Below are 25,836 nucleotides of genomic sequence, written 5' to 3'. Positions count from 1 at the left end.
TTACTCCAAATTTTTGAAGCTTTTTTTTCAAAGTTTTTTATTCCCCGGGGCAACCTACCGGTATTCCCATTCTATCCAAAACTTACCTGTGCTCCCATCACCTGTCCTTAATCTTTTCATTCCCTCAGTGAACGCCTCGCTCGTAAAGCGGCTGCAAAAGTAAACAAGGTTTCCGGCTTTCCAAACTTTCTTAGCACAAAAATCAAAGATTTTACTACCCCCGGCAACCAATCTTTTGAACCTCAGAGAGGTAAACCACCAACTTTTTTCAGAAGATTTTCAAAGCGGCCGATTTAAACAGACAGTAAACCGCCACTCCTACTTCCAACTGCATGTTTTCACGCGAGGCTTCCGTGATTTCAACCAATACCTTCTCTCCTGCATCTACCATACAAAAAGAAAGCCCGTTACGCGAAAAGATCTTCACAATCACGCCCCGAAGCTGGTTACGTAAGGAAATGTGAGATATAGGATAAAGGGAAATGGAGATATCTTCAGGTCTTATCAGGACTTTTACCGGCACACCTTCCTTCACTTCTCCCTTCAGCATTTGCAGTAATACCTGCACTTGAAAGTCGCTGGTACGGCTTCGTAACAAGACCATGCTCCGCGAAGGCAAAGTCTCAACAACACACAAATCAAATACATTGTATAAGCCTGCACCTTTCACCATGTCGAGATTTGATTCATCGAGAATCAGATCCTGGAAACGCCCCAGTGCTTTTACCTTGCCCTCTTTTAATAGTAAAAGATCGCTGGTAAGACTTAGCAGATCGGGCAAATCGTGACTAACCACCAACATGGGTATCTGAAAACGCAGATTGATGGCTTTTAAAAAGGGAATAATATTGTTGCGCAGGTTTACATCCACCGCCGAAAATGGTTCATCCATTAAAAGGATCCGTGCGCCACTCAACAAAGCGCGTCCGATAGCAATCCGCTGTTTCTCCCCTCCTGAACACTCCGAAGGTTTCTTCGTCAGCAAATCTCTTATATTAAGAATATCAATAACCTCATCAAAATCGATTTCAGAACCAATATCCTTTCTAGTACCGTATTTTAGATTTTTCTCGATAGAGAGATGCGGAAACAATCTTATATCCTGAAAAACATAGCCAACGTTTCGCTTTTGTACCGGGAGATTGATCTTCTGTTCCGAATCAAAAACCTTTTCATCCCGAATGGTTATGCAACCGGCATCCGGTTTTACCAGGCCGGCTATTGAATTCAGCAAACTCGATTTGCCATGCCCCGAAGGTCCGTAAACACCGGTAATTCCGCTGCTCACCGTCGCCTGCACATCGAGCAGAAAATCTTTTCGCTGCAGCTTTATGTCGAATTTCAGCGTTTTACTCATACCCTTCGTTTTAAAATCCGACGGTTTAAATACTCTGCGCCAATCATGGCCGCCAGCGACAACAGAACGGAAACAACAACCAACCTTAGTGTCGACGATTCCTGCCCGGGGACCTGCATGGCCGAGAAAATGGCCAGCGGCAAGGTTTGTGTCTCGCCGGATATATTCCCGGCAAAAGAGATGGTTGCGCCAAATTCACCCAAACTACGGGCAAAAGCAAGAATAGCTCCACTGATCACACCCGGAAGCGCCAGCGGCAGGGTAATACTGAAAAAGACCCTAAGGCCGGAAGCTCCCAGCGTTCGGGCGGCTTCTTCGTAATTTCGATCTACCAGCTCGATGGAGAGCCGGATTGAACGTGTTACCAAAGGAAAGGAAACCACCATGGCCGCAATTACTGCCGCGGGGAAAGAAAAAGCAATTTGAATGCCCCAGTGTTCGTAAAAGAAAGATCCGATCCAGCCGTTTCTGCCCAAAAGCACTAACAACAAATAACCGGTGGTTACCGGAGGTAATACAAGCGGCAGGTGCAGAAAGCCTTCCACCACCGCTTTCCCCACAAAATTTTTGCGTGCCAGAAGCCAACCAATAAAAACAGCTACCGGCAACACTGCAACAGTACAAAGCACGGCTACCTTCAGCGAAAGCTCAATGGCTGTTATTTCAGATGATGAATATGAAAAAAGGTTGTTCAATCCTGTTTATTGAATAAATCCGTATTTCTCCCAAACCGGGAGTGCTTTTTCGGACACAATATAATTATATAGTTGGAGAGAATTTTCATTTTCGCGGCCTTTTACAACAGCCATGTAGTAATCCACCGGCTTGTGCAGCGAATCAGGAAACTCGGTCAGGATTTTTACTTTGGCTGATTTCAGCGCATCCGTTTTATATACTACCCCGGCTTCCACTTCCCCCAACTCTACGACCATTAATGCAGAACGGACATCTTTGGCAGGAAGAAAGCGGGATTCCAGTTCCTTTTCACAATTCAGATTCTCAAATATCTGAACCGCGTATGCTCCCGCCGGAACGTGTTGCGGATCGCCAATGGAAATACGACCTTTAAATACCTCGGGAAGTTTCACATTCGGAGTAAAAACAAACGGCTCAATTTCACTATTGACAGGTGCCACCAATACCATCTTATTAGCGGCTACTTTTTTACTGGTCCCCGGAATAGTTTTACCCAGATCGTCCAGGTAATCGAGCCATTTTTTATTGGCCGATATAAAAAGAGAGGGTCCAGCTCCGTGTTCGATCTGCCGGGCCAAAGTACCCGACGATGCCAGGTTTAGTTTCACCTCCCGGCCAGTTTCCTTCTCAAACCCGGCACAGATATCAGAAACCACATCCGTTAAACTGGAGGCACAAAATACCACCAGTTCTCTCTTCTTTTCTGTTTTGCCTTGCCCGCAGGAAGCCAACAGTACAACGGATATGAACATCCAGGTTAAATACCTCATCACAAGCTATTAATTTACATTGCACCAACTTTTGCCTGGTAAAACTAAGCAATCAAACAATTGTCCGTACGGATTGGCTCCTTGTTTTTTCCTGTTATTCAATATCGAAAAATATACGACCATGTGCAGGCTTCCATTAAAAACCGGTTTTTGTCCCAAAACTTTGCTGCAAGTTTTTGTGTGTAAATAGAAATAGGGCACGAATAAGACACCTTCTTGTCTGAATTGCTTAACATTTAAGAAACATTCCAAATAGCTGATGCCCAAACTCTTATTAAAAAAAAGTTACTTTTTAACAAAACAAAACACAAAACTAGTTGACTTTTGCAACCATCTATCTTATTTTGCGACCTGATTTAGCAATGGAAATGAAAACAGAAAAGCCACTTACCTATTTATTAGGTAGAACATTTAATTTAATGCGAATGAAGCTAAAGGAAAGCTTCAGAGAAAACAATATAGATGTTAGCATGGAACAATTTTTCGTGCTTAACCTGATCGATCACAAAGATGATTTGACACAGCAAGATTTGGCCAATCACTTTCAGAAAGACAAATCGTTGATTTTGCGCCATGTGAATACCTTGATTGAGGATTCGTATGTTGACCGCAAAACAGACGATGCAGATAAACGAAAGAAAATTCTGATCATGACCGAGAAAGGCAAGGAAGTATTGGAACAGTTAAAAGGAGTAGCACGTAAAGTGTCGGATGACCTGATGGCCGGAATAACCGAAAAAGAAAAAGAGGTTTTCCACACGGTCATTCAGAAAATTCAAAACAACACCGGACAGGTCGACCTGTTTTCGAATATCGAAGTTTGTAAAAAGTAACTCAGAAAAATTATACAACAAAAGCATGAAAACAATTAAGCAATTTAGAAATTTGAGTATCCTGGCAATATTAATCGCAGCATATTCGTGCTCGAACGCCCCGCAAGGGCCAGCCGGGATGGCCGGCCAGGTAAGAGAATTAAAGGTACTGGAGCTTTCGCCCCGCGACATCACGCTCTTTCAGGATTTCCCCACTACACTACAAGGGCAACAAACCGTAGAGATTCGTCCGCGTGTAGCCGGATACATTGAAAGCATCCTGGTGGATGAAGGAGACCATGTACAAAAAGGGCAGATTCTTTTCAAACTAAACGCCAACGACATTCAAGCGCAGGTTCGCTCGGCAGAGGCCCAGGTAAAAGTGGCCGAATCGCTGGTGGCTACTGCCAAGATCAACGTTGAAAAAACAAAACCACTGGTAGAAAAGAACATTATCAGCAGCTTTGAACTGGAGACGGTTGAAACCAGTCTTAAATCAGCCGAAGCACAACTGGCACAGGCCAAAGCCAACCTGGCCAATTCGAAAGCCAATTTACAGTACACAGTTATCACCAGCCCAACCAACGGCATTATCGGAAATTTCCCTTACCGTGTTGGCAGTCTGGTGAGCAGCAGTATTTCACAGCCTTTAACAACGGTTTCAAATACCACATCCATGCAGGCGTACTTTTCGATGAATGAAAAGAACTTTCTGCAAATGACAAAATTCCTGGAAGGAAGCAACATCCGCGAAAAACTGGCAAAACTGCCTGAGGTGGAACTGGTATTACCCGATAATTCGGTATACAATATTAAAGGTAAGATTGAAACAGCCAGTGGTATTGTTGACCAGCAAACGGGAGCCATAAATATCCGTGCTTCGTTTCCAAATCCGGAAGGAGACCTTCGCTCAGGCGGCAGTGGCCGGGTGCGTTTACCCGAAATTCACAGTTCGGTTATCACTGTTCCTCAAAAGGCCACTTTCGAAATTCAGGGAACCCATTTTGTTTACGTGGTGAACAATGAGAATAAAGTAGTAAACACCGCCATTCAAACCATTACAGGTAACCTGAAAGAAGAATACGTTGTTACCGCGGGTCTGAAACCCGGCGATAAAATTGTTACCGAAGGAGTTGCCACGCTTCGCGACGGGATGGAAATCAAACCCAAATTGGACAAACAGCAGGCAACAGCTTCAAACAATCAAGTTTCAGGTAACTAATCTTAATACTCGATTACTATGTTTAGAACATTTATAGAACGACCGGTACTATCAACGGTCATTTCAATAATATTGGTAATTCTCGGAGTACTGGGAATTGTCACCCTTCCGATTGAGCAATACCCCGACATTGCTCCGCCAACCATCCGTGTGTCGGCCAACTACACCGGTGCCGATGCGCAAACCGTACTGAACAGCGTGGTTATTCCGCTGGAAGAACAGATTAACGGGGTGGAAGACATGATTTACATGAACTCTACAGCCAGCAACTCGGGGATGGCTGCCATCGAAGTTTATTTCAAGCAGGGTACCGATCCTGACATGGCGGCGGTAAACGTTCAAAACCGGGTGGCCAGGGCCAATGCCCTGTTGCCTGCCGAAGTTACAAGAGCAGGGGTCATCACCGCCAAACGGCAAAACAACATGTTAATGGTGTTCTCGTTGTATAGCCCAAATGGCGAATACGATGAAACCTTTCTTCAGAATTATTCGAAGATTAACCTGCTGCCACAGGTACAGCGTGTAAACGGAGTGGGTGAAGCCATGGTGTTTGGCGCAAAAGATTACTCGATGAGAGTCTGGCTCAAACCCGATGTAATGGCGAGTTATAATTTAATTCCATCGGATATTACCGCTGCATTGAATGCACAAAACCTGGAAGCAGCTCCCGGACGTTTTGGACAGCAAAACGACCAGAGTTACGAATACGTAATACGCTACAAAGGAAAACTAACGCAACCCGAGGAATTTGAAAACATCGTTATCAAAGCCGACGACGATGGCAATGTACTTCGCCTGCGCGATGTAGCCCGTGTGGAAATGGGTTCGCTGAGTTACAATGTTGATACTCACACCCAGGGAAAACCGGGTATTGGTATGGCTATTTTTCAATCGGCCGGCTCCAATGCACGCGAAGTAATTTTGGAAGTTGAAAAGGTGCTGGAAGATGCCTCCGAAACTTTCCCTCCCGGAATTGAATATGTGGTACTGATGAACACCAACGACTTCCTGGATGCCTCTATTTCAAAAGTGCTTCACACCTTACTCGAAGCATTTATCCTGGTATTTATTGTGGTATTTGTGTTCCTGCAAAACTTCCGGGCTACGCTTATTCCGGCGATTGCAGTTCCGGTATCGATTATTGGTACTTTCTTTTTCCTGAACCTTTTCGGATTCAGTATTAACCTGCTCACTCTTTTCGCGCTGGTACTTGCCATCGGGATTGTAGTTGACGATGCCATTGTGGTGGTGGAAGCTGTTCACGCCAAACTCGACAAGGGAAAAATGACGCCCAAAGCGGCAGCCATTTCTGCCATGAGCGAAATTTCAACCGCGATTATTTCGATCACCCTGGTTATGGGAGCGGTGTTTGTGCCGGTAACCTTTATCACCGGTACAACGGGCGTTTTCTTCCGTCAGTTCGGGATCACCTTAACAGTGGCGATCATTTTATCGGCAGTTAATGCGCTAACGCTTAGTCCTGCCCTTTGTGCTCTTTTCCTGAAACCGCACGAAGAAGAAATGAAAGGAAAGAAAGGACTGACAAAACGCTTTGCCACTTCCTTTAATACGGCCTTTGATACCATGACCCTGAAATACAAAAAAGTGACTGGGTTCTTTATTCATCATAAATGGCTGGCTTCAGGAATGATCGTCGTTTTTGTGGGAGTGCTGGTATTTTTAATGAAAACCACACCAACCGGTTTTGTACCAAGCGAAGACACCGGACGTATGTTTGTGGACATTGCCATGCCTCCTGCCACTTCTGCCGAACGAACACTTGAAGTGGCCAAAGAGATTGACAGAATTATTGAAACTGTGCCCGAAATAACATCGCGGACCGTGGTAACCGGCTTCTCTTTTATGGGAGGTTCAGGCAGTCCGTACGGAATGGTGATTGCCAACCTGAAATCATTTGATGAACGAAAAGAAAAAGGGCAAGATTTGAACAGTGTAATTCAAAAAATGTACATGCTCACTTCCCAAATCAAGGATGCCCGAATTATTATATTCTCGCCACCAATGGTTCCCGGATTTAGTGTTACGGGCGGTTTTGAATTGAAACTGGAAGACAAAACCGGTGGAGACATTCATCAGTTTGAGAAAATATCCAATGAATTCCTGGGAGCGCTGAACCAGCGTCCGGAGATTCAATATGCCCGTACTACTTTTAACACCGGGTTCCCACAGTACCGGATCGATGTGGATGCGGCGCGCTGTATGCGGTCGGGAATCCAGGTAAGTTCGGTACTTTCGGCCATGCAAGGCTACATCGGAGGTTACTACGCGTCTGATTTTAACCGCTTCGGAAAACAATACCGTGTAATGGTTCAGTCGGAAGCTGAATTCCGCGGAAACCCTGATGATTTGAACAACATAAAAATAAGAACTGCCGGCGGCGAGATGGCACCGATCTCGGAATTTATCACATTAACACGGGTTTATGGTCCTGAAAGCATCAACCGTTTTAACATGTACACAGCTATTTCGGTGAACGGTGCGCCAAATCCGGGATTTAGTTCGGGAGCAGCAATCGATGCCATCAGAGAAGTGGCAGCCGAACACTTGCCTGCCGGATACGACTATGAATTCTCGGGAATCACACGTGAAGAAATTAGCGCAGGCAGCCAAACCATCCTTATTTTTATGCTTAGCTTGATTTTCGTGTACTTCTTCCTGGCAGCTCAGTACGAAAGTTACATTATCCCTCTATCCATCCTGACATCGTTGCCCATCGGTATTTCGGGAGCATTTATTTTTGCCCGTTTAATGGGAGTGGAGAACAACATCTACCTGCAAATTTCTTTGATCATGCTTATCGGGCTGCTGGCCAAGAACGCGATCCTGATTGTGGAATTTGCCCGGCAAAGGCGGGAGTCAGGAATGTCCATTGTGCAGGCAGCCATTGAAGGAGCTACTGCCCGACTTCGCCCCATCCTGATGACATCGTTTGCATTTATTGTTGGCTTGCTGCCATTGATCGTTGGAAGTGGAGTTGGTGCCAACGGAAACCGCTCTATCGGTGCCGGGGCAATCGGAGGTATGCTTATCGGTACAATGATCGGGATCCTGGTTATTCCAGCCATGTTTGTGGTTTTCCAGATTCTTCAGGAAAAAGTGGTAAAACCGAAAAATACAGAAATCTCAGAAATGAACAGCCTGGCTTAATTCCGGGGTAAAGAATGAAACGAATATGAATTCATATAAAAATATAATTCTTACGATTGCGGCAACGCTTGTACTATTCTCGTGCAGTACCAGCAACCACTATCAACGCAGTCAGACAAATACCGACGGGCTTTTGGGCGAAGTAGCCCCCGACAGCCTGAACCTTGCCAACGAAAACTGGCAGGACCTGTTTAACGATCCCATGCTCGACAGCCTTATTGCTGAAGGGCTAAGAAACAACTTCGATTTACAAGCTGCCATTCAGCGGGTGAATGCTTCGGAAGCCTATTTTAACCAGAGCCGCGCAGCACTGCTACCGTCTCTGTCGGCCCAGGCTGGACATACCTATGTCAATACTTCCGAGTCGACCTCTCCCAACGGACCGCCCAGTTACAATGCTTCGCAGGTGATTGTACAAAGTAGCTGGGAAGTGGATATCTGGGGAAAGTTGAACAGTGCAAAAAAGGCAGCTTTTTTCGACTACCTGGCAACCGATGCCGCCAAAAATGCGGTAAAAACCCGGCTGATCTCAAACATTGCTTCGGCCTATTACAACCTGCTGGCACTCGACAGCAAACTGGCGATTACACACGAAACAGTAAAAAACAGTGCTGATCTGGTTGAGACCATGAAAAGCCTGAAAGAAACCGGACGGGTGACAGGAGCTGCCGTTGTGCAAAGCGAAGCAGTCCGCTATGCGGCCGAAGTTACCATTCCGGATATTGAACAACAGATCAGGGAAACAGAAAATACGCTTTGTCTTTTACTGGGAAGAACTCCGGGGCCGATCGCACGGGGCAAACTGGAAGACCAAAAAGCCAACGAGCTGCTGAGTACGGGTGTTCCGGCTGAGTTGCTCGACAACCGCCCCGATGTTATGCAGGCTGAGTTTGGCGTAATCAGTGCCTATGAAATGACCAACAACGCAAGGGCTTATTTCTATCCCTCGGTTACCTTAACAGCAAACGCAGGTTTCGAGGCCTTGGAATTTAAAGATTTGTTTGACCCGGCCTCGTTTGCCGCCAATATTGTTGGAGGACTTACGCAACCGATCTTTAACAAACGGCAAAACAAAACACGCCTCGAAGTGGCGAAAGCCCAACAAGCAGCTGCACTGGCTAATTTTAGCAGTACTTTGCTGAATGCCGGAAAAGAAGTGAACAATGCGCTTTCTCTTTACGATGCTTCGGTACAAAAAAGGGAGCTTCGCCAAAAACAACTGGAAGCACTTGAAAAATCGGTTGATTATACAAAAGAGCTGCTCAACTACGGTTCGGCAACTTACACCGAAGTTTTAAATGCCCAGCAAAGTTTGCTAAATGCCCGGTTAAGCAATGTAAACGACCACATACAACAGCTAACTGCTGTGGTAAACCTGTATCATGCTTTGGGCGGCGGGTGGAAGTAATTTCTGCTTTCCGGAATAAAAAATGGAGCCATTACATTTAGTGGCTCCATTTTTTATTTTAAACTCATCCGTGGGTTACAGATATCCTATTATTTTATCCATTCGCTTCGATATTTTTTACTCCACTGATTACTGTAAGCATTTATCTTCTTTTTGATAATCTTTCGTAAAGCAGGCGTACCCGTTTTATTCTCACCTGATTTTCCTGCTCAATTTCAGAAGGGTATAACAAATCTTCATTCAACTCGCGAAAACGTCTGCTTATTACCGCGTCTTTCGCAATGATTCCATCCAACTGAGTTAAGATACCGGGAACCATTTCTACCGTGAAAGCAACTTCGTTAACCTTCTCCTCCACAACCCTAAAAGCCAGGTAATTTTCACGAATAGCCTTCATTAGCCTGAAGTGTTCAAACTCTTCGTTATTTTTGGTTGGCATCAATTCTGCCAGTACTTTTTGATCATCTTTTGAAGAATTCCACAAAGCTTCTACTGAAACATCTTCTGCCCCTTCGATTTTTCCATCAATAATCATGTAAGGCTTTCCTTTTATGGCTTTCCAAAACCGGTGTGCTTGCTCTTTTGTAAAACCAAATCGATCGTTACTGTAGGCTATCATGAATTGATCTATATCCAGGCTCTCGTCTTGGTTTAAAGCCTGCGCATAGGCAGCCATTAAAACCCGAAAGCCGGAAATTGGATAAACATTACGAACGGCAATCAAATCAGCAATTGTTTTCTCGTCTTCAAAAACCGTCGAGTAAATTCCGGAAGTCGACCAGGAAGTCATTACAATGCCCTTGTAGCCATTCTTTCTACACAAAGGAATGAAATCACGTATATTTTGAAAGTGGTATTCCCAGCGGGTTAGATAAAAATTGTCGGGATGACTTCTTAAGGCAGGTGCACCCCATACTTCAAAGCCTTTCTCTATAATTTTATTTGGATCGCCAAAGCGATCATAAGCCCATCCATAATTCCAGACTAAAAAGACTGTTTCTTTGGGCAACTGGGCTAATTCTTCAGGATATTCATTCGCAACATCAGCCCACAAAACCGGTGTCTTTCCCAATGAAACAATAATCTCGCATAGCATCTTTAAATGATCCGATAGCAGTTTTGCTTTTCCCTTCTCTTCTATACGCTGACTGCATAAGTCGCAATGTCCGAAAAGATAAGCCTCATCTCCTCCAATATGAAAGTATTTTGAAGGATGTAAGCTTGCCATTTCAGTAAACAACTCAGTGAATAAAACCCGATTCGACTCGGTCTTCATCGGACAAATCTGAGATACATCCTTCGAATCTTCCCGCTGCCCGGCATAGCGGTTATGCCGCAGAATATATTCAAGGTGTCCCAGACTCTGCTGCATTGGAACCACATCAATATTCAAATCCTTACAGTAAGCTACAAAATCCCGTATTTCATCTTTCGTATAAGCATATCTGTTGGGAATCAAGGGGTGTGACTCAAATGGGAAAGTCCCCTCCCACTCCATAATTAATGTATTTATACCAAAGGCAGCCAGTTCATTGGCAAAAGCCTTCAATGCCTCAGGCTTCATTACCTGGATACGCAGATCTAAATGAAATCCTTTGATTTTAAAATCAGACATTTCTTTATTCTCTGCAAATATTCTCAAGCTACCCATTGTCAACACCAAGACAATACTTACAATGAACAACGACTTTATTTTTTTCATCAGTAATAAGTTTAAAACATAAATGAAGCTTCCTAATGGCACCCAATACTTCACTATGCCAATGACATCTTCATTTTTAAAGCTTTATATAAATTTTTCGTTGATAAAGGACCCAAAGAATGGACCAATAGAACAGCATGATTAGAGCTGAGTAGAGTAAAGAACCGTTTAAGTTGCCAGCCAATGGAGCAAAAAGCTGGCTAAAAATGTAGTACTTCAATGAAACAAGATTTCCGTCTAAAGGGACTTTTATCAAGTAAGTCATGGCACTTCCCCAAAGCTCAGCAAAAACGTACGCAAACAAAGGATTTACACCAAAAGCCATCACTGGACTAATCCAACCTCGCTTGTTATTCACGTCAATAATCCAAACAAGAAACGCCAAAGCAATTAAAGCAGCTCCGGTCGAGAAAAGGACATAAGAACTTGTCCAAAGAATTTTATTGATCGGAAATACATAATCCCAAATTTTTGCTAATAAAACGGCAGGAACTCCCCAAATAAACATCTTTAAAACCAACTCTTTTCGGTCGGCATTTAAACTCACAATCCGGCCTAGCAAATAGCCCCAAATAACATGCACTATGGCAGGTATAGAGCCAAACAATCCGGAAGCATCAACCAGGTGTCCGCTTCGGAGGTGATTCTGCCCCAGCAATGCAGCGTCAATTTGACTGACAATCGTATGCTCCGCAGAATACGGATCAGTTCCTCCAAAGTGCCAAAGTACCCACCAATACCCTATAAGAATACCTCCCGAGACCAGGAGTAGTTGCTTCGGGCTGAGCAAAAGACACATAAAAGCGCCAATGCCGTAGCAGATCGCAATTCGTTGCAAAACACCGGTAATTCGTAACATCGCGAGATTAATTTCTCCGGTACTCATCAGTTGTTTCGACAAATTGATGAAAATACCGGTAAGAAATATTAAGATGGTACGCCGAACAATTTTTTTCACTAAAGGCGGTGTAAGTTTTTGTCCCTGTTTTTGGAATGCAAACCACATGGCTACCCCAACAATAAAAAGGAAGAATGGGAAAATTAGGTCAGTTAAAGTACAACCATGCCAAGCAGAATGACTCATTTGTCCATACCTGAAGTCCCAGCTTCCCGGCTGGTTCACCATGATCATAGCGGCAATCGTTATACCTCGAAACACATCGAGAGCAATTACTCTTTCGCTTTTTTTCATATATTCTTGTCTAGTTAGTAAGAGTGATTTATTCAATTTCTAGCTCAACCACTTGTCTCTGTTTTGAGCAACAAACTCATCATCATTCAGATGTGGATAAGCTGCATAAATCCGGTCAATTTCGGCTTTCTGCGACGGAGAAAGAACTTCCCGTTCATCCAGCGTCCAGATGCCTTCCAGTAGTCCCTGACGACGTAAAACCTCGTGAAGGCCTACGATACATCCTGCAAAATCATGAGCAACATCAAAAAACGCGGCATTTGTATCGGTTACCTGATGGGCCAGCACCAAAGCTTCTTTGACGTGACGATCCAGTTTCCCGGACTGAACGCGTTCCAGTAAGTTTACAGCAGCATGAGTCCACACCGCCCAATGTCCCAATAGTCCTCCCTCAACACGCTTGGAATGTATTATTGAGTTCACCGGAATTTGATACTCCGACAGTAAATCCACCACAATATTATCGTCATTCCCGGTATAAAGAGCAAGCTGATCAGCACGACCGGATTCAACTACACCACGAACCACATCCAGGGTATGATAACGATTGAACGGAGCCATTTTAATTGCGATCACGTTCTCAATGCGCGCAAATTCACGCCAAAATTCAACATCCAGTTTCCTCCCGCCAACTGCCGGTTGCAGGTAGAAACCAATTACGGGGATAACTTCAGCTACAGCCCGGCAATGCTCAAGAATAGCAAAGTTAGAGTCTTCAGCAAAAGCAGCCACACTTAGCAGAACAGCATGAAAACCGTTTTTAAGCGCCAAGCGGGCTTCGGCTACCGCCTGTTCTGTTCGTCCAATAACCCCGGCAATTCGGATAACCGGCTTTTGCGTTCGGTGCTGAAAACGATCAAATTCCTCCCGAGCTATCTCCAGAACTGGCTCAAAAAGGCCAATTTTCGGTAGCCGTATTTCAAACTGGGTTGTGTGAACTGCTACGGCCACTCCTCCTGCACCCGCATCCAGGTAATACCTCATCAGAGCACGTTGACGTCGTTCATCCAGTTTCCGCGATTGATTCAAAGCCAAAGGGAGTGCCGGTATAACCACTCCCTGCCGAAAGCGGTTTAGGACATCTTTAGGTATTTCGCTATAATTCATCGTATAGTTGTTTAGTAATTGCCATCTCTGTTTTCAAAATGGGTTGGTTTCCCCAAAAGTTTATGCTTTCCTGCAACCCACTGGGCTGTCCAGAAAATCAGCTTGTCAATACCTACTTCCGGTTTGCCAAATCGTTTGAAGGATTCTTCTGCATTGCCCAACAAAGCGGTCTCTGCTTCAACTCCTGTCAATGTTACTTTCTTGTTCATTAACTCACCAAATTTTAAGGCTGTTTCGCGCACCGAGAGCAATTCAGGGCCTGTTATATTCAAGGTTCTTGCAGGACTCTCGCAATGCTCAATAGTCCTTAAAATCATAGCATTGGCGTCTCCCTGCCAGATCACATTCACATAGCCCATGGTAACATCAATCGGTTTTTCTTCCAATACTTTGGTGGCGATATCAACCAAAACGCCATAGCGCATTTCAACTGCATAAAACAGCCGGATCAGCAAAACAGGAGTATGGTTCTTCAGACTCCCGAATTCAAAAAGCCGCTCGCGTCCTAAGCACGACTGCGCATATTCTCCAATAGGTTGTGGCAAATCCGTTTCTTTCGATCCCCCACTTTGGTAATGGACGTGCGGATAGACACAGCCTGTGGAGAAAGCTACGATTCTTGAGTTTTTATACTTATCGGCCACCAAACCCGGGAGGAAAGCGTTCATGGCCCAGGTTGCCGATTCGTTCCCGGTTGTGCCAAATTTTGTCCCGGCCAGGTAGTAAACATTTTTCACATCCGGAAGGCTCCTGACAAAATCCAGATCCAATAAATCGCCTTTCAAGGTTTCAATGCCACTCTCCTCCAACAACTGCCGTTGCAACTCCTCACTGAAGCGGGAAACTCCGATAATTCGTTTCTCAATTCCTGCCTGCAAACAGGCCTCTCTGGCCATCCGAGCCATGGAAACTCCCATTTTTCCAGCCACTCCCAGAAAGATCAAATCGCCATCCAGCTTTTTGATCATTTCCACGACTCCCCTGGATGGCCTGGAAAGAGCCGTCTCCAACTCTTCTTCATTTTCATAATAATCCGGGTACTTTTTCATACGTTTAAATTGAATATCATTTTATGGAACTTGCATGGGCGATCTAATCAGACTCTTTTTGTCCTTCTGCAACCATGCCGTTTCATTGATTTAATTCTCCATTTCTGATTATAATTTCCTCGTAAATGTCTACTGCCTGTATTAACTTGTCGATGGAACAATACTCATTGGTTTGATGGGCCTGTTTGGGTTCTCCGGGGCCCAAAATAATGGTTGGAGCTCCTCCGTAAAGTTGCTGAAGAACCGAGCCATCCGTTAAATAGGGCAATGCCTTTGCACCACTGATTCCCTTGACTTTTGAACGACAGACCGCATTTACCAGTTCCACAAAAGGATCTTGCTCATTTGTACGGACTGCCGGGAGATCAACCAGGATATCCAATTTGATAGCTGATCCAAGTTCTCGCCTTAATTGATCTAGAATTTCATCATGTCTAATGTTACCTGTTGAGCGGATGTCGATAGAAAATTCAGCATAGTCTGGCACCGAATTGATATTCATTCCCCCGCTCATTCGACCAACATTGACAGTTGGCAGGCCAAGCAAAGGATCCGACTCAACATCAAATGTCATCTCTTCAATCTTTTGAATTGCCCGGGCAACTTTATAAATCGCATTGTCCCCTAGCTCTGGCATGGACGAATGGGCTGTTTTCCCCTGGGCTGATGCATTCAGATACAAACCACCTTTATGTCCAATGGCCGGGAAATTCGCTGTTGGCTCCCCAACGATAATAGCGATGGCCTTTCCCGGTCTTGTTATCGTTTTTGCCAACTGAACAGCCCCCTGGCACCCCAGTTCTTCTCCAGCGGTAAACAGAAGCCGGACTCCTCCAATCGGTTTAGTCTCGTTAAAAGAGTTGATGGCAGCGCAAATCATAGCAGCAACACCTCCTTTCATATCGCTTGCTCCACGGCCATAAATTTTGTCACCTTCGATCACTCCAGAAAACGGATCATACTTCCAAACTCCTTCTCCAAGCGGAACTACATCCAGATGCCCGGACAGAACAATTGGGGCATAACCTGCAGATAATCCTTTTTCGGCCACAACATGCAGCCGGTTATCTGAAAATACAGGGTATTCAACCTGAAACCCATGGGCGGAAAGTAAATTCCCGATGTAATGGGCTGCTTCGGCTTCATTACCGGGAGGATTAACCGTGTTAAAACGAATCAGCTCCTGGGTTAATTGAACCACTTCAGGCTGTTTCCTGCTCTCTGATTTCTGAGTATTATAAGACATTGAAAAACTGTTCTAATTTCTGATACATAAAATAGATCATCACCGTAATACAGATCAGACCGATAATGGCGATTGCATTCTGAAGCAGCGTATTCCGATGTGCCCCCATGAGTTTTCGCTGGTTCACCACCAACAGTAAGCCAATTGCAATGGCTGGTACAGCCATCATTGAAGAGGCCTGCGCCATCACCAGAGCATAAATCACATTTCCGCGAAAGAAAATTGCCACAAACATGCCCAGTAAAAGAATGATCGCAGTAAATATTTTCGGCATTTTTTCATTCATGGAACGACCGAGTCCCAAGCTATCAGACAGTAAGCCTCCGCCAATTACAGCATTGACCATGAGTGAGGAAAAGGCCGCAGCACATAGTCCCAAACTGAAAATGATTTTGGATACGCCTCCAAATAAGGCATCCATTTGCTGTGCCATATCTGCTGCCGAGCTAACCACAATGCCTCGTGGCTTCAAAGCTGTAGCCGATGTAATAATGATAATCGCTGAGATGGTAGATAGAAAAGCAATTCCGGCGAAAGTATCTTTCAATCCACGGGACAGCTGTTCTTTTTTCCAACCTTTATCCTGGGCCAGGTAGGCTTGGTAGATCGCTGCGGACAAGGCAAATGATGTTGCCATTAAAGCCACGATTACTTCAACCTGCCCGATCGAAAAAGCCCGTGGAATAAATCCCATGCCAACCGAAACAAGGTTCGGCTTAGTCAAAACAAGATTCACCATAAAGGCCACAATCATGATCATTACAATTGCCATCATCAGTTTCTCCAGAACTTTATACAGGTTTTTAGCCCAAAACAGCAACAAGAGCGCCAATGGGGTAAAAATCAATGGCCATACCCGCTCATCAATGCCTGTAATTCCCTGCATTCCAATTCCAATCCCCAGGTTATTTCCAAATTGAAAGCTCGAAGTGGATAAAAAGGTAGACAGGCCAATCAATACCGCAAACCAGCGGCCGTAGCTTAGCGAAATAACCTCCAAAACTGATTTTTCACTTACCACGCCAAAACGTGTTCCCATGGAAGCATAAACCATCATAAAAACAGCAGCCAGCACAATCACCCACAAAAAAGAATAACCATGCTCGGAGCCAATCCGTGAGGCAACGGTAATGCTCCCCGGGCCCAAAACAACAGAAGCCATTATAAAACCAGGGCCAATAACTTTTAGCAGATCAATTAGTTTTGCTCGCATAGAAATTCTTTAAATAATTTTTCGGGAAATCGGATCCCATTCAACCGTCCGCTTTTCAAGGTATGACCGATGTGCCATTACAATTGTGATTCCCTCTTCAAAAGCCCTTTCAATGTTTGCAGTGGGCGTTTCTCCCGAGCGAATACAATCCAGCCATTCTTTTAAATGCAAATGAGTCACATCTACCTGTTTCCCATCGACATAAGTATATGTAAGTCCTCGCGAAGAATAATACTTTTCAGTAGCCGAAGTAACCGCATCGACATTTCCTGAGTTGGGATTTAAAGTAAGCAAGGGTTCTGAAGGGTTAATCGTTCCATTTTCCAGCTGCTTTTTAAAACGTGTTGAGTTGGAATCAACCGTGATGTTTATCGCATTTCCCAGTTCCATTGAAGCCTCATTTCCCATAAAAACACGACCGCGATTACGGCTACTCGCCAGTGTCGCGCTGTACAACATAGTCAATTCATGGTTCGGATATTCGAAAACGCAATGAAGTAAATCCGGAATTTCCCGATTATCTTTCCAATAATAAATCCCGCCTGATGTACTCACAGACCTAGGAATACCTATGCCCAGTAATTGATTTACAGCATCATACTCATGCGTAAAAAGCTGACCAATCATCCCCATGTCATAGTCGAACCACTTGGTCCAGTTATAAAAGCGATCAATGGAAAACGGGACCTTTGGCTTTCCGCCAAGCCATTGCTCCCAATCGATTGACTGCTCATCTCCAGGTTTGGCTTGTCCCTTATCATCCAAGTGCCTGATCCAGGCACCACTTGCGGTGTTTCTGTTTGATGTTGTTTCAATCAAGCTAATTTTTCCGAGAATATTCTTTTGAATGATTTCTTTGGCTTGCTGAAAAATAACATTCTGAGGAATTTGATGCCCCAACTGATAGGTGACCTTACTCGCTTTAATGACGTTGTATAATTCGTTTATTTCATCTTCAGATTGAGCAGGACTTTTCTCGCAATAAACATGTTTTCCGGCTTTTGCCGCTGCAATCGCCATTAGAGCATGGTGATGATCTGGCGTAGCGATAATAACGGCGTCAATCTCTTTTGCCGCCAACATCTCATGATAATAGCGATAGCGTTTTATAGGAAGCGTCACATCATCAGCCGAAGAGTTTATCCTGTTGCCAGCTGCCGCCAACCCTCTTTCTGCATGAAGGTCAAACACATCACAAATACCGACAATGGCAATGTTTAGAGACTCCTGTCCAAGCCAGCGATCCAATGCACCGTTTTTTTGCTTCAGTTCCATATCCTCCGGATGCATAAATCCTAAGGCATTCACTAATTGATTAGCCCGATTACCAAAGCCTACAATTCCGATTCGGATTAATTCTCCCTTTTCTCTTGCGGTATGCTTGGAAGTCAGAGACAAACGAATCTTCCCTAATCCTAATTCGTCAGCAATGGCATGCTGTTGTTGTTTGTCGAACGACCGTTTTTGCAGAACTCCAAGCCCCATCAGTCCTAAAACCGGGATACCAGCAAACGCTTTTAACAATGTTCTTCGTTGAATTGCGCTTTTCCCTGGGACTTCCTCTCCTTGATGATTGTGGTTATCTTGCTTTTTGTTAGTAGCCATCTTGTGTCTTTTAATTATTGAAATTCTTTCGGAAATTTATCTTTAACGCATCTAAACCAACAAATTGACTCGTTGGAAACACAGCCAGCAAGAATAAGGTAACAGCTTCGATCAGCGTCTTACTCACGACCAAGTAATTGCCTTCATTCGGAATTGAATATTCCAGGCCAATCAGCGGCGGGTTATTCAAATAATAAACCAGCAATAAGCCTGCTCCAACAAAAGCGGCTGTTCGGGCATATAAGCCTACAATCAGGCCAATGCCAATGGCGATTAGGCCCCAAGTATTCAACAAGTCAGCTACAGCAAGCACGTGGCTATTTCCAATAATCCATTCAGCCATTCCTTGCAACACCCATTTCGACTCACTCAAAAATCCGGCAGAGGACCAGTTGGGACTTAGCAATTTGGATAATCCCTCATAAAGCAAATGCCATCCAATTAAAAAGCGGAGACTAACCAAGACTGACAATTGCGTTTTCGTCCATATTTTGTATCGTTCCATATTGTCTCCCTTCTAGTTCAAGTTAGTCAACTGCATGAGTAAGCGATAGTCTGTTGTTTGATTTTTAGGCGAAGAGGCAGAAGACCTGTTTCCCCGGTAGATTTGATCGATCCAAGTCATTATTTCACTTTCGGGGTATCTGGCTAGTCCCTGTTTCAATAAAGCCTCTGCAGCTTCAGAATCTCCATGGGCCTGAAAAGCCCAAACGGTAACCAAATCATTTACGGCTGGCTTATGCCCTCCATCTTTCTCCAAGAACAGGTGATTTTGCCTAAGATCATTAATGATTTGCCTGGCCTCAGTGGTCCGTTTCAAGCCATCATAACACAAGTAAAGCATCCACTTTTCCAAGCGCTCATCAATTTCAGAAGAATAAGGTTTCCCCACTCCTAAATTTTCAGGCCACTCCAGTGCCTTATTAACTATTTCTAGGGCTTGCTTGTATTGATATTTCTTCAGCTGATCGAGAGCTAGCATCAACTGTGCTTCCCGATAAAGCTCCCGTCCTTCTGTTGCACCTTCGTTGGGTAAAATCTGTGCGCGCTGCAAAGAAGAGGCAGCCTTTTGAAACTCGCCATTTCGAATTAAGCATTTGGCATACAAGAGTTCCAAAGGATCATTCTCCGGGAAACGAGACAAATAATCGCGAGCAATGGTTAAGGCTTCTGCAAAATCATGGCTTTCTAAATATGCTTCAATTAACCACTTACCATAGCGCCATTGATTGCGATCTAGTTGCATCGCGTATTTCAAATCGTCCAGCGCAACTTCCTTTTTATTTTTTTGAATTTCAGACTGCAGTTTAAAGCGAGCAGCATAAAACGGTGCGTATTCGGGCTTGCTTCCACAATTATCAAAAAGAGAACTCGCCAAGTTCAAATTGTTTTTACTCCAATGAATCAGTCCCAAGTGATATTTCAACATCCAATGATCCGCTCTCTTGCGCAGTTGCTCTATCACCTCAGCCGTTTCGGCTCGGAAAGGAAAGCTTAGTTCCAAGTTTAGCTGATCAAATACCACCGGTTGATTCGTTAGATAAGCCAGCCAATAGGCTTGCTCCACCGAATGCGGTGCCAGTTGCAGCACTTGAATGGCATCATTATTCAAGCCCAATCGCCAATAAAAAGAAGCCAACTCAAGATATGTTTGATCTGGCATTTCAGACCGCACAAGCGCTGTGAAGTTTTGTTTTGCCTCCTCCGTTGTGTCCCACAGGTAATGTTCAAATCGGGCAAAATGATTTAATGGATCCAAAGAATCAATTTTTTCAAGCACAAGCCTTGCCTTTTGCCTCTCCCCCTGTAACCGGTAAGCGATTGTTTGCAACTTATAAGCATCCACTGCTTTAACATTGAACTCAAGCGCCTTCTCAGTATGAGCCGTTGCTTGTGACAAATCTCCTTCTTTTAGATACAATGAAGCCAAAGCAATATTGGCAGCACTGCGGAAACCCATATCCATAGCAGCCAGGTCAAACCCGTCTTTTGCGTCGGTTATATTTCCTAATCGATGATTGATCAAACCATAGTAATAGTTCGCTCCTGGATCATAGGTATCTATTCGAAGAGCTTTTATCACCGTTTGCAAAGCCTCCTCATAAAGCATCTTCCGGTATTGTAACGAGGCCATCTCAACCAAAGCCGGCAGGAAGTTCGGATTGGTCAATAAACATTTCTCGATGAATGGCTCTCCTGCGACATAATCCCGTTGTCTGATTTTCTCTTTCCCTTGAAGAAAAAGCCCATAAGTCGACTCCCAATCAAAATCAGCCGGAGCCTCCATCGGTCGATTCAGTTGATTGTGTTTGGGATTTGCATTGTATACCAGCTTTTGTTCTCCCAATATGACCCTTAAAGAATCCATACTTCCGTTGAATGCAATCGAATCAGCCCAGAGCTCCATTGACTGGAGGGTTAAGTCAGCCGTATAAACTGTTCGACTTCCGTTCGTAACTTTAAGCTCTTCAGCTAATGTTTGCAAAGGATAAAACCAAAGCTTTAACCAACTTTCATCCTGCTTTACATTTAGAACACCATAAGGATTGGCCTCTGCAATTCCCTGTGTTCCTGATGTTGGAAACCAATACTCAGTCCAGGTATCAGAGGTATGAGGGAAAAAGCTCCGGTGTTTGAAGGGCGTTTGCGTACTTTTTGCGTCAGCCTGGTTGAATAGCCGTCCACTTTGAATTTCCACATACTGACCATCATTATCTGTTAAAAGGTCTTCCCAAATCATGCCCTCCTGCGAGAGTCCCCAAATCCATACTTTACGGCCTGGTTTCTCTCCATAGGTAGAATAACGAACAGACCCAAAATCTTCGTCATGCCAGTAGCCGCCAAAAAAATTCGATCGTTCTCCGACAACGTGATACGACTTATAAGTCCCAAAATTGTTGTTCTCGTAAAATGAAAGATCTTTCCCCGTGGCCTGATCCAACGGCCAGCTTGCGCCAACACCATCATGACCAAGATGATGTGTTCCTGGGAAAATGAATTGGAGGTTGCCTTTTGCTTTGATGGCCGCATTCATCCAGGTATAATAAGGTTGTTCTAGTTCCGAAGAGTTGTACCAAAACGAACGCGTGGTAAAATAAGCCTTATCATTTGGAAGGTTTATTTCCAATCGCCAACTGGTACGCGTCAACAAATCCAAAACTCCAACGATGCAACTTACACTTCCATCATCCTTTTTTAGGATTTGATAATCCACCGGCGTTGCACAATTGGGAGTATGTCCCATAATTCCATAGTTTGCTTCAATTCCCCCACTTGTCCATGGGCCACGCATGGCAACATCTCTAAATTTGACTACCTGATTATCATACAGAAATGATTTTCCTGTAGTCTTGTCAATTGCAGTCCATATTTTACCTCCGATTTCGGGTAAAATCTGAACTTTCAGAAAATCATTTTCGAGCTCAACAACTTTCCATTCCATCTGCCGAGGTTCATTGGTATAACCATCGTACCGATAATAGGGGTAAAACTTTCCCATGTTTGGAATCGGGTCAGGATCAGAAAACGGATAGCTTGTAAATACTTTTTGATACTCACGAACAAGTGTGTTAGGCTGTGAAAATCCCCAACTGGAGATCAACAACAGACCAAGTGCAGTTAGTAATAATAATTGCTTCATAATCTATTCTTCAAGGGTCCAGTACAAACGGTCGTTCAGTGCATAATCCAACATTTCATCATACAACAGTAGCTGGATATCCAGAATGTCTTCATAAGTTACAAATGGCTCCGGAATGCGATCTGAGATCGTTCCATCGTTATTTTCATAAGCAAAAGCCATGGTCCCTGAAAGATTATGCAAGGCACAAACCAAGTTGAAACTGTCATGTGGCGGAAACTCATCATCTTCCTTGCGAGGAACGCGTAACAGTGAATCCGGCGTAAAGGACAACTGAGCCTCTTTGTACCGGTTGTTCAGCCTTTTTTCGAGATCGTAAACCCGTTCCTTCATGTACCAGGCTGTATACATCGGATTATAAATGGCCGGAGGAGTTTCATGTGAATGAACGGTAACAGTCATGTCAGGAGCTTCCTTTCTGGTGATCTCTAAAATTGCTTTCGTCTCAGCTGCCATGGGGTGAAAGAATTCATCGTGCATAATATTGATCCCTGCATCATTGAAATAGGACCCTAAAATGCCCACATCACCCACCATTGGATGATTGGATTTGGCTCCTGGCCATCCCCACATGGAACCGTCTTTTCGCGTTCCTTGACCATACTTTGTGACCATATCTTCGTGTAAACCCAGAAAACTATCATATGGACATCTTCTTCGCCCATCCGGATTAGCGCAAGGGATAATAATCACCCGGCATTGCTCAATTTTTTGTTGTAGTTCTGACCAATCCCGACCTCGGTAATCTTTTCCGGTTTCAGCAATATGAATTAAGTTGACCACACCGACAATTCCCTCAACTTCCTGACCGTGCACGGGGCCAATAATAAAAACGACCGGCTTTGTGTCAGGCCCTTTTTGCGCGTAATATGCTGGATTTCGAGCTGCCACTGCTGAATTATAATTTGCCTGAGAATGAAATTCTTCTTTTTCACCATAATACACCGCATAAACAGGCAAACCTCCAGGGGAAATAGCAACTGCTTCAACCTTTCCTTTTTCAACCAAGGCAAGTTCTTCATCAATATGCTCTAGTTTTGATTTGAAGAAGAAAGGTAAATCCGTGTTGTTCGGAGGATCTCCTTCAGCTATTTGAACTTGTGCATTGGCAATTTCTATCGAAAAAGTAAAACACAGAATAATAAGTAGTTTAGTTATTACAGATTTCATTTTATCTAAGTTTAAGTGAATACATTTTTGATTTCTTCTCATTCAATAGGCAAGTTTTGGTGTCTTGATATCTTCAATCGTTTGCTGGGTTCCTTTCGCAGGACCATGCCAAACACCACCTCCAAATGTGATAATGAATATTTTATTCGGATCATTGGGATCAATCTCCACTCGTTTCCCCCACTTGAAATTGTATCCCTTTATTCGGATCCAGCTTCTGCCCCCATCAACTGAGCGATAGGCTGAACCATTGAAACCACAAGCATAATAGGTTTTGTTTCGGGGATCATAACTGAGGTCATGAATATGCTGATCTTCAACCAAAACATTCGACCATGTTTTTCCTTCGTCATGCGAAAGGTAAATTTCTCCACCCTGATCAGGGGAAAACTTCCCATCTGTTTTTCGTCCCCAGGCAGATAGCAGAAAGTGCTTGGAATCGAAAGCATCTATTATCAAAGAAGTTGGCGCATTGACACCAGAAGGCATTTTTACTTCTTGCCAGGTTTCCGCATTGTCATCTGAACGATAAAGAGCACCGTCATCCTCATTCCCAATACTTCCATCCTCGCTTCGTCTGCTCTGAATCAGAAACAGAACGCCATCCTGCTTCCGCCTTTCAATCCTCCAAGCAAATGGCTCATTTCCTCTTATTCCTTTATTCTTCAGTTGCCAACTCTGTCCGCCATCAACCGATTTATATACTCCTTTTCCAAAGGCACAGGCATATAAAATTCGCTGATCCGGATCACTATCCTCATCAAGAACAATATGTGTAAAAGCAGCCTCTCCAAGTTGATTGCTTACAGAAGTCCATGTACGACCTGCATTTTCGGAGAATAAAATCCCTCCCTTAAAATTCCCGATTCCTCCAGTTCTCCACATTTTAGGCCTTGGAAGATCATGCGTTCCACTCATAACCGCCCAAACTCTTCCGGCTATGTCCGGATCAAACACCAGCCAGTAAGTGCTGTTTATCCACTGTGCAGGAATCCCATTATTTCGGGTTGCACTCTCCCAACTCTCACCACCATCAAAACTTTCCATCAATCCGGTATCGGTGTTCAGCAGAAAAACATGCTTTTGATCAAAAGGGTCAAACACGATTCCGTAACCGGTGGTCACTTGTAACCCCTTGGAACGCCAACCCCCATTTTCCAATTTATTGCTATAAACTTGTTGCCAGTTTTTACCTCCATCAGTTGTTTTAATTGTTCGTCCAAAGTCTGTTGTGTAGACAATATTGGGATTTGTAGGAGCAACGCCAATGGCAAAAGGATTTTCGCCCCAGCCCGGGCCAAAGCGTTCATTCAACCAGCCCCCATGAAAATTTGCAGCAGGAAAGCTTTTCCCATTTGAGAATTGGTCAATCCAGGATAACTCCCAAGTTTGACCATAATCCTGGCTTTTAGCAACTCCAATTGCTTCTGTTTGTTTATCGATCGTCAAGTTGTTAAAGGACACATAGACAACCTCTGGATTATCGCGACATGTCGAAATGCTTCTCCACTCCGGGGCAGCTGCTCCTTCTTCATTCAAACGAAGAAGCCCCCCCTGACGGTTTTCCCATGTTTCACCACCATCTTCGCTGTAAAAAATTCCTAAAAGCTCCTTGGTTGCATTAAAATAGCCTTTACCGGAAATAGCATAAATGATAAATTTATCCTCCGTTGAATTGTATCCAGCCGAATAATTGGTCACATACTTTACGCCTGATGGAACTGAATTTCTTTTCCAGATCCCATCTTTTCGAACAAACACGGAGTTCTTTCCCGTAACGAATATTGTACGGTCATTTATTGGAGATAATGGGCGAATGAAAACATTTTGGATGCCATCTTCTAAATCCCGCTCTTTCTTCCAATGCAATCCTCCATCATTCGAAATAAACAGGGCTGTCAAACCATCACTCTTGATAACAGCAAATAACTTTTCAGAGTTAGCCGGATCAACAGCCAGAGCAAGAACGCTGCTTTCCGTCCTATCCTTGGTAACAATCTTTTCCTGGGCATGATCTCCTTTGGAAACAAGGCCAACAACCTTCTCTGGCGATGGGTATACAAGGCTCCAGCTAATTCCTTTATCAATACTTTTGAATAAACCGATGGAATTTGCGTAGATAGTATTTGAATCAACCGGATCAAACACGAAAAAGCTGACCGCCCCGCGAAGATTGAACATTCGCCATGATTGGCCTCCATTGTAGGTTATAAAAGAACCAGTCATATCACAACTCACCAAGGCAATCTTAGGATTATGCGGGCTTACTGTAGGGCAAAACATTGCTCCACCTCCGCCAGGGCCAACATACTCCCAATCACCATCTGCTCCTTCGCCTAAAGGCCTCTGGTCACTAGTCAATGAATAACACGAGCTTATCTCGTAAAAACAGATAGAAACCAAGGCAATCAAAAAAAGCACTCGAAGGATTTTCTGATAGTCCTGCACTTGAATTATTTGATGATCTTTTGCCATTGTA

18 protein-coding genes are annotated in these 25,836 nt (G+C 44.1%); 4 read left to right on the top strand and 14 right to left on the bottom strand.

Annotation, left to right across the window (positions count from 1 at the left end; translation table 11 throughout):
- Positions 1 to 268 precede the first annotated feature (268 nt).
- Genes modC through modA form a run of 3 tightly spaced genes read right to left on the bottom strand, consistent with a single transcriptional unit; the run spans position 269 to position 2,823 of the window.
- Positions 269 to 1,357, bottom strand: coding sequence for a molybdenum ABC transporter ATP-binding protein (modC, locus tag D1614_RS23165; protein WP_119440381.1), 1,089 nt, complete (start codon positions 1,355 to 1,357; stop codon positions 269 to 271).
- Positions 1,354 to 2,052: a molybdate ABC transporter permease subunit gene (gene modB / locus D1614_RS23160; protein ID WP_119440380.1), complete on the bottom strand. Its 699-nt coding sequence runs from the start codon at positions 2,050 to 2,052 to the stop codon at positions 1,354 to 1,356. The genes modC and modB overlap by 4 nt, the downstream gene beginning before the upstream one ends.
- A 6-nt stretch (positions 2,053 to 2,058) precedes the next feature.
- A complete protein-coding gene (modA, locus tag D1614_RS23155; protein ID WP_119440379.1) occupies positions 2,059 to 2,823 on the bottom strand; it encodes a molybdate ABC transporter substrate-binding protein in 765 nt (254 codons plus the stop codon).
- A gap of 425 nt (positions 2,824 to 3,248) precedes the next feature.
- On the opposite strand from modA, the gene D1614_RS23150 reads away from it, so the two are divergent.
- From D1614_RS23150 to D1614_RS23135, 4 genes are read left to right on the top strand one after another with little or no spacing between them, the layout of a single operon-like run.
- Positions 3,249 to 3,656 (top strand): MarR family winged helix-turn-helix transcriptional regulator, encoded by a 408-nt coding sequence (locus D1614_RS23150; RefSeq protein ID WP_162304615.1) that lies wholly within the window; start codon positions 3,249 to 3,251, stop codon positions 3,654 to 3,656.
- 25 nt (positions 3,657 to 3,681) lie between these two features.
- Positions 3,682 to 4,857 carry an efflux RND transporter periplasmic adaptor subunit gene (locus D1614_RS23145; RefSeq protein ID WP_119440377.1) on the top strand — a complete coding sequence of 392 codons (1,176 nt, stop codon included), beginning with the start codon at positions 3,682 to 3,684 and terminating at the stop codon, positions 4,855 to 4,857.
- 18 nt (positions 4,858 to 4,875) lie between these two features.
- A complete protein-coding gene (locus D1614_RS23140) occupies positions 4,876 to 8,025 on the top strand; it encodes an efflux RND transporter permease subunit (protein WP_119440376.1) in 3,150 nt (1,049 codons plus the stop codon).
- 25 nt (positions 8,026 to 8,050) lie between these two features.
- A complete protein-coding gene (locus tag D1614_RS23135; protein ID WP_119440375.1) occupies positions 8,051 to 9,433 on the top strand; it encodes an efflux transporter outer membrane subunit in 1,383 nt (460 codons plus the stop codon).
- Positions 9,434 to 9,575: 142 nt separating this feature from the next.
- On the opposite strand, the gene D1614_RS23130 is transcribed toward D1614_RS23135, so the two are convergent.
- From D1614_RS23130 to D1614_RS23080, 11 genes are all read right to left on the bottom strand, one after another.
- The gene (locus D1614_RS23130; RefSeq protein ID WP_206610130.1) at positions 9,576 to 11,135 is read right to left on the bottom strand and encodes a beta-N-acetylhexosaminidase; all 1,560 of its coding nucleotides are present in this window, start codon (positions 11,133 to 11,135) and stop codon (positions 9,576 to 9,578) included.
- A gap of 76 nt (positions 11,136 to 11,211) precedes the next feature.
- On the bottom strand, positions 11,212 to 12,363 hold the full coding sequence (locus D1614_RS23125) for an acyltransferase family protein (protein ID WP_147384357.1): 1,152 nt from the start codon (positions 12,361 to 12,363) through the stop codon (positions 11,212 to 11,214).
- A gap of 3 nt (positions 12,364 to 12,366) precedes the next feature.
- Positions 12,367 to 13,434 carry a dihydrodipicolinate synthase family protein gene (locus D1614_RS23120; RefSeq protein ID WP_119440373.1) on the bottom strand — a complete coding sequence of 356 codons (1,068 nt, stop codon included), beginning with the start codon at positions 13,432 to 13,434 and terminating at the stop codon, positions 12,367 to 12,369.
- An 11-nt stretch (positions 13,435 to 13,445) separates the two neighbouring features.
- Positions 13,446 to 14,483: an NAD-dependent epimerase/dehydratase family protein gene (locus D1614_RS23115; RefSeq protein WP_119440372.1), complete on the bottom strand. Its 1,038-nt coding sequence runs from the start codon at positions 14,481 to 14,483 to the stop codon at positions 13,446 to 13,448.
- Positions 14,484 to 14,565: 82 nt separating this feature from the next.
- Positions 14,566 to 15,729, bottom strand: coding sequence for a M20 family metallopeptidase (locus D1614_RS23110; RefSeq protein ID WP_119440371.1), 1,164 nt, complete (start codon positions 15,727 to 15,729; stop codon positions 14,566 to 14,568).
- Entirely contained in the window at positions 15,719 to 16,942 is a 1,224-nt protein-coding gene (locus tag D1614_RS23105) for an Nramp family divalent metal transporter (RefSeq protein WP_119440370.1), read from the bottom strand. Before D1614_RS23105 ends, D1614_RS23110 begins: the two co-directional genes overlap by 11 nt.
- A gap of 9 nt (positions 16,943 to 16,951) precedes the next feature.
- Positions 16,952 to 18,547, bottom strand: a complete 1,596-nt coding sequence (locus D1614_RS23100; protein ID WP_119440369.1) for a Gfo/Idh/MocA family protein — start codon at positions 18,545 to 18,547, stop codon at positions 16,952 to 16,954.
- Positions 18,548 to 18,557: 10 nt separating this feature from the next.
- The gene (locus D1614_RS23095) at positions 18,558 to 19,052 is read right to left on the bottom strand and encodes a DoxX family membrane protein (protein WP_119440368.1); all 495 of its coding nucleotides are present in this window, start codon (positions 19,050 to 19,052) and stop codon (positions 18,558 to 18,560) included.
- 12 nt (positions 19,053 to 19,064) lie between these two features.
- Positions 19,065 to 22,187 (bottom strand): DUF5107 domain-containing protein, encoded by a 3,123-nt coding sequence (locus tag D1614_RS23090; protein ID WP_119440367.1) that lies wholly within the window; start codon positions 22,185 to 22,187, stop codon positions 19,065 to 19,067.
- Positions 22,188 to 22,190: 3 nt separating this feature from the next.
- Positions 22,191 to 23,399, bottom strand: a complete 1,209-nt coding sequence (locus tag D1614_RS23085) for a M14 family zinc carboxypeptidase (protein WP_119440366.1) — start codon at positions 23,397 to 23,399, stop codon at positions 22,191 to 22,193.
- Positions 23,400 to 25,832, bottom strand: coding sequence for a WD40/YVTN/BNR-like repeat-containing protein (locus D1614_RS23080; RefSeq protein ID WP_147384356.1), 2,433 nt, complete (start codon positions 25,830 to 25,832; stop codon positions 23,400 to 23,402).
- Positions 25,833 to 25,836 lie beyond the last annotated feature (4 nt).

Origin of the sequence: Maribellus luteus (assembly GCF_003576475.1) — a bacterium.
In the GTDB taxonomy this organism is placed as follows: domain Bacteria; phylum Bacteroidota; class Bacteroidia; order Bacteroidales; family Prolixibacteraceae; genus Draconibacterium; species Draconibacterium luteum.
The sequence above is the reverse complement of the archived record's forward strand: the minus strand, read 5'-3'. Positions and strand labels throughout refer to the sequence as shown.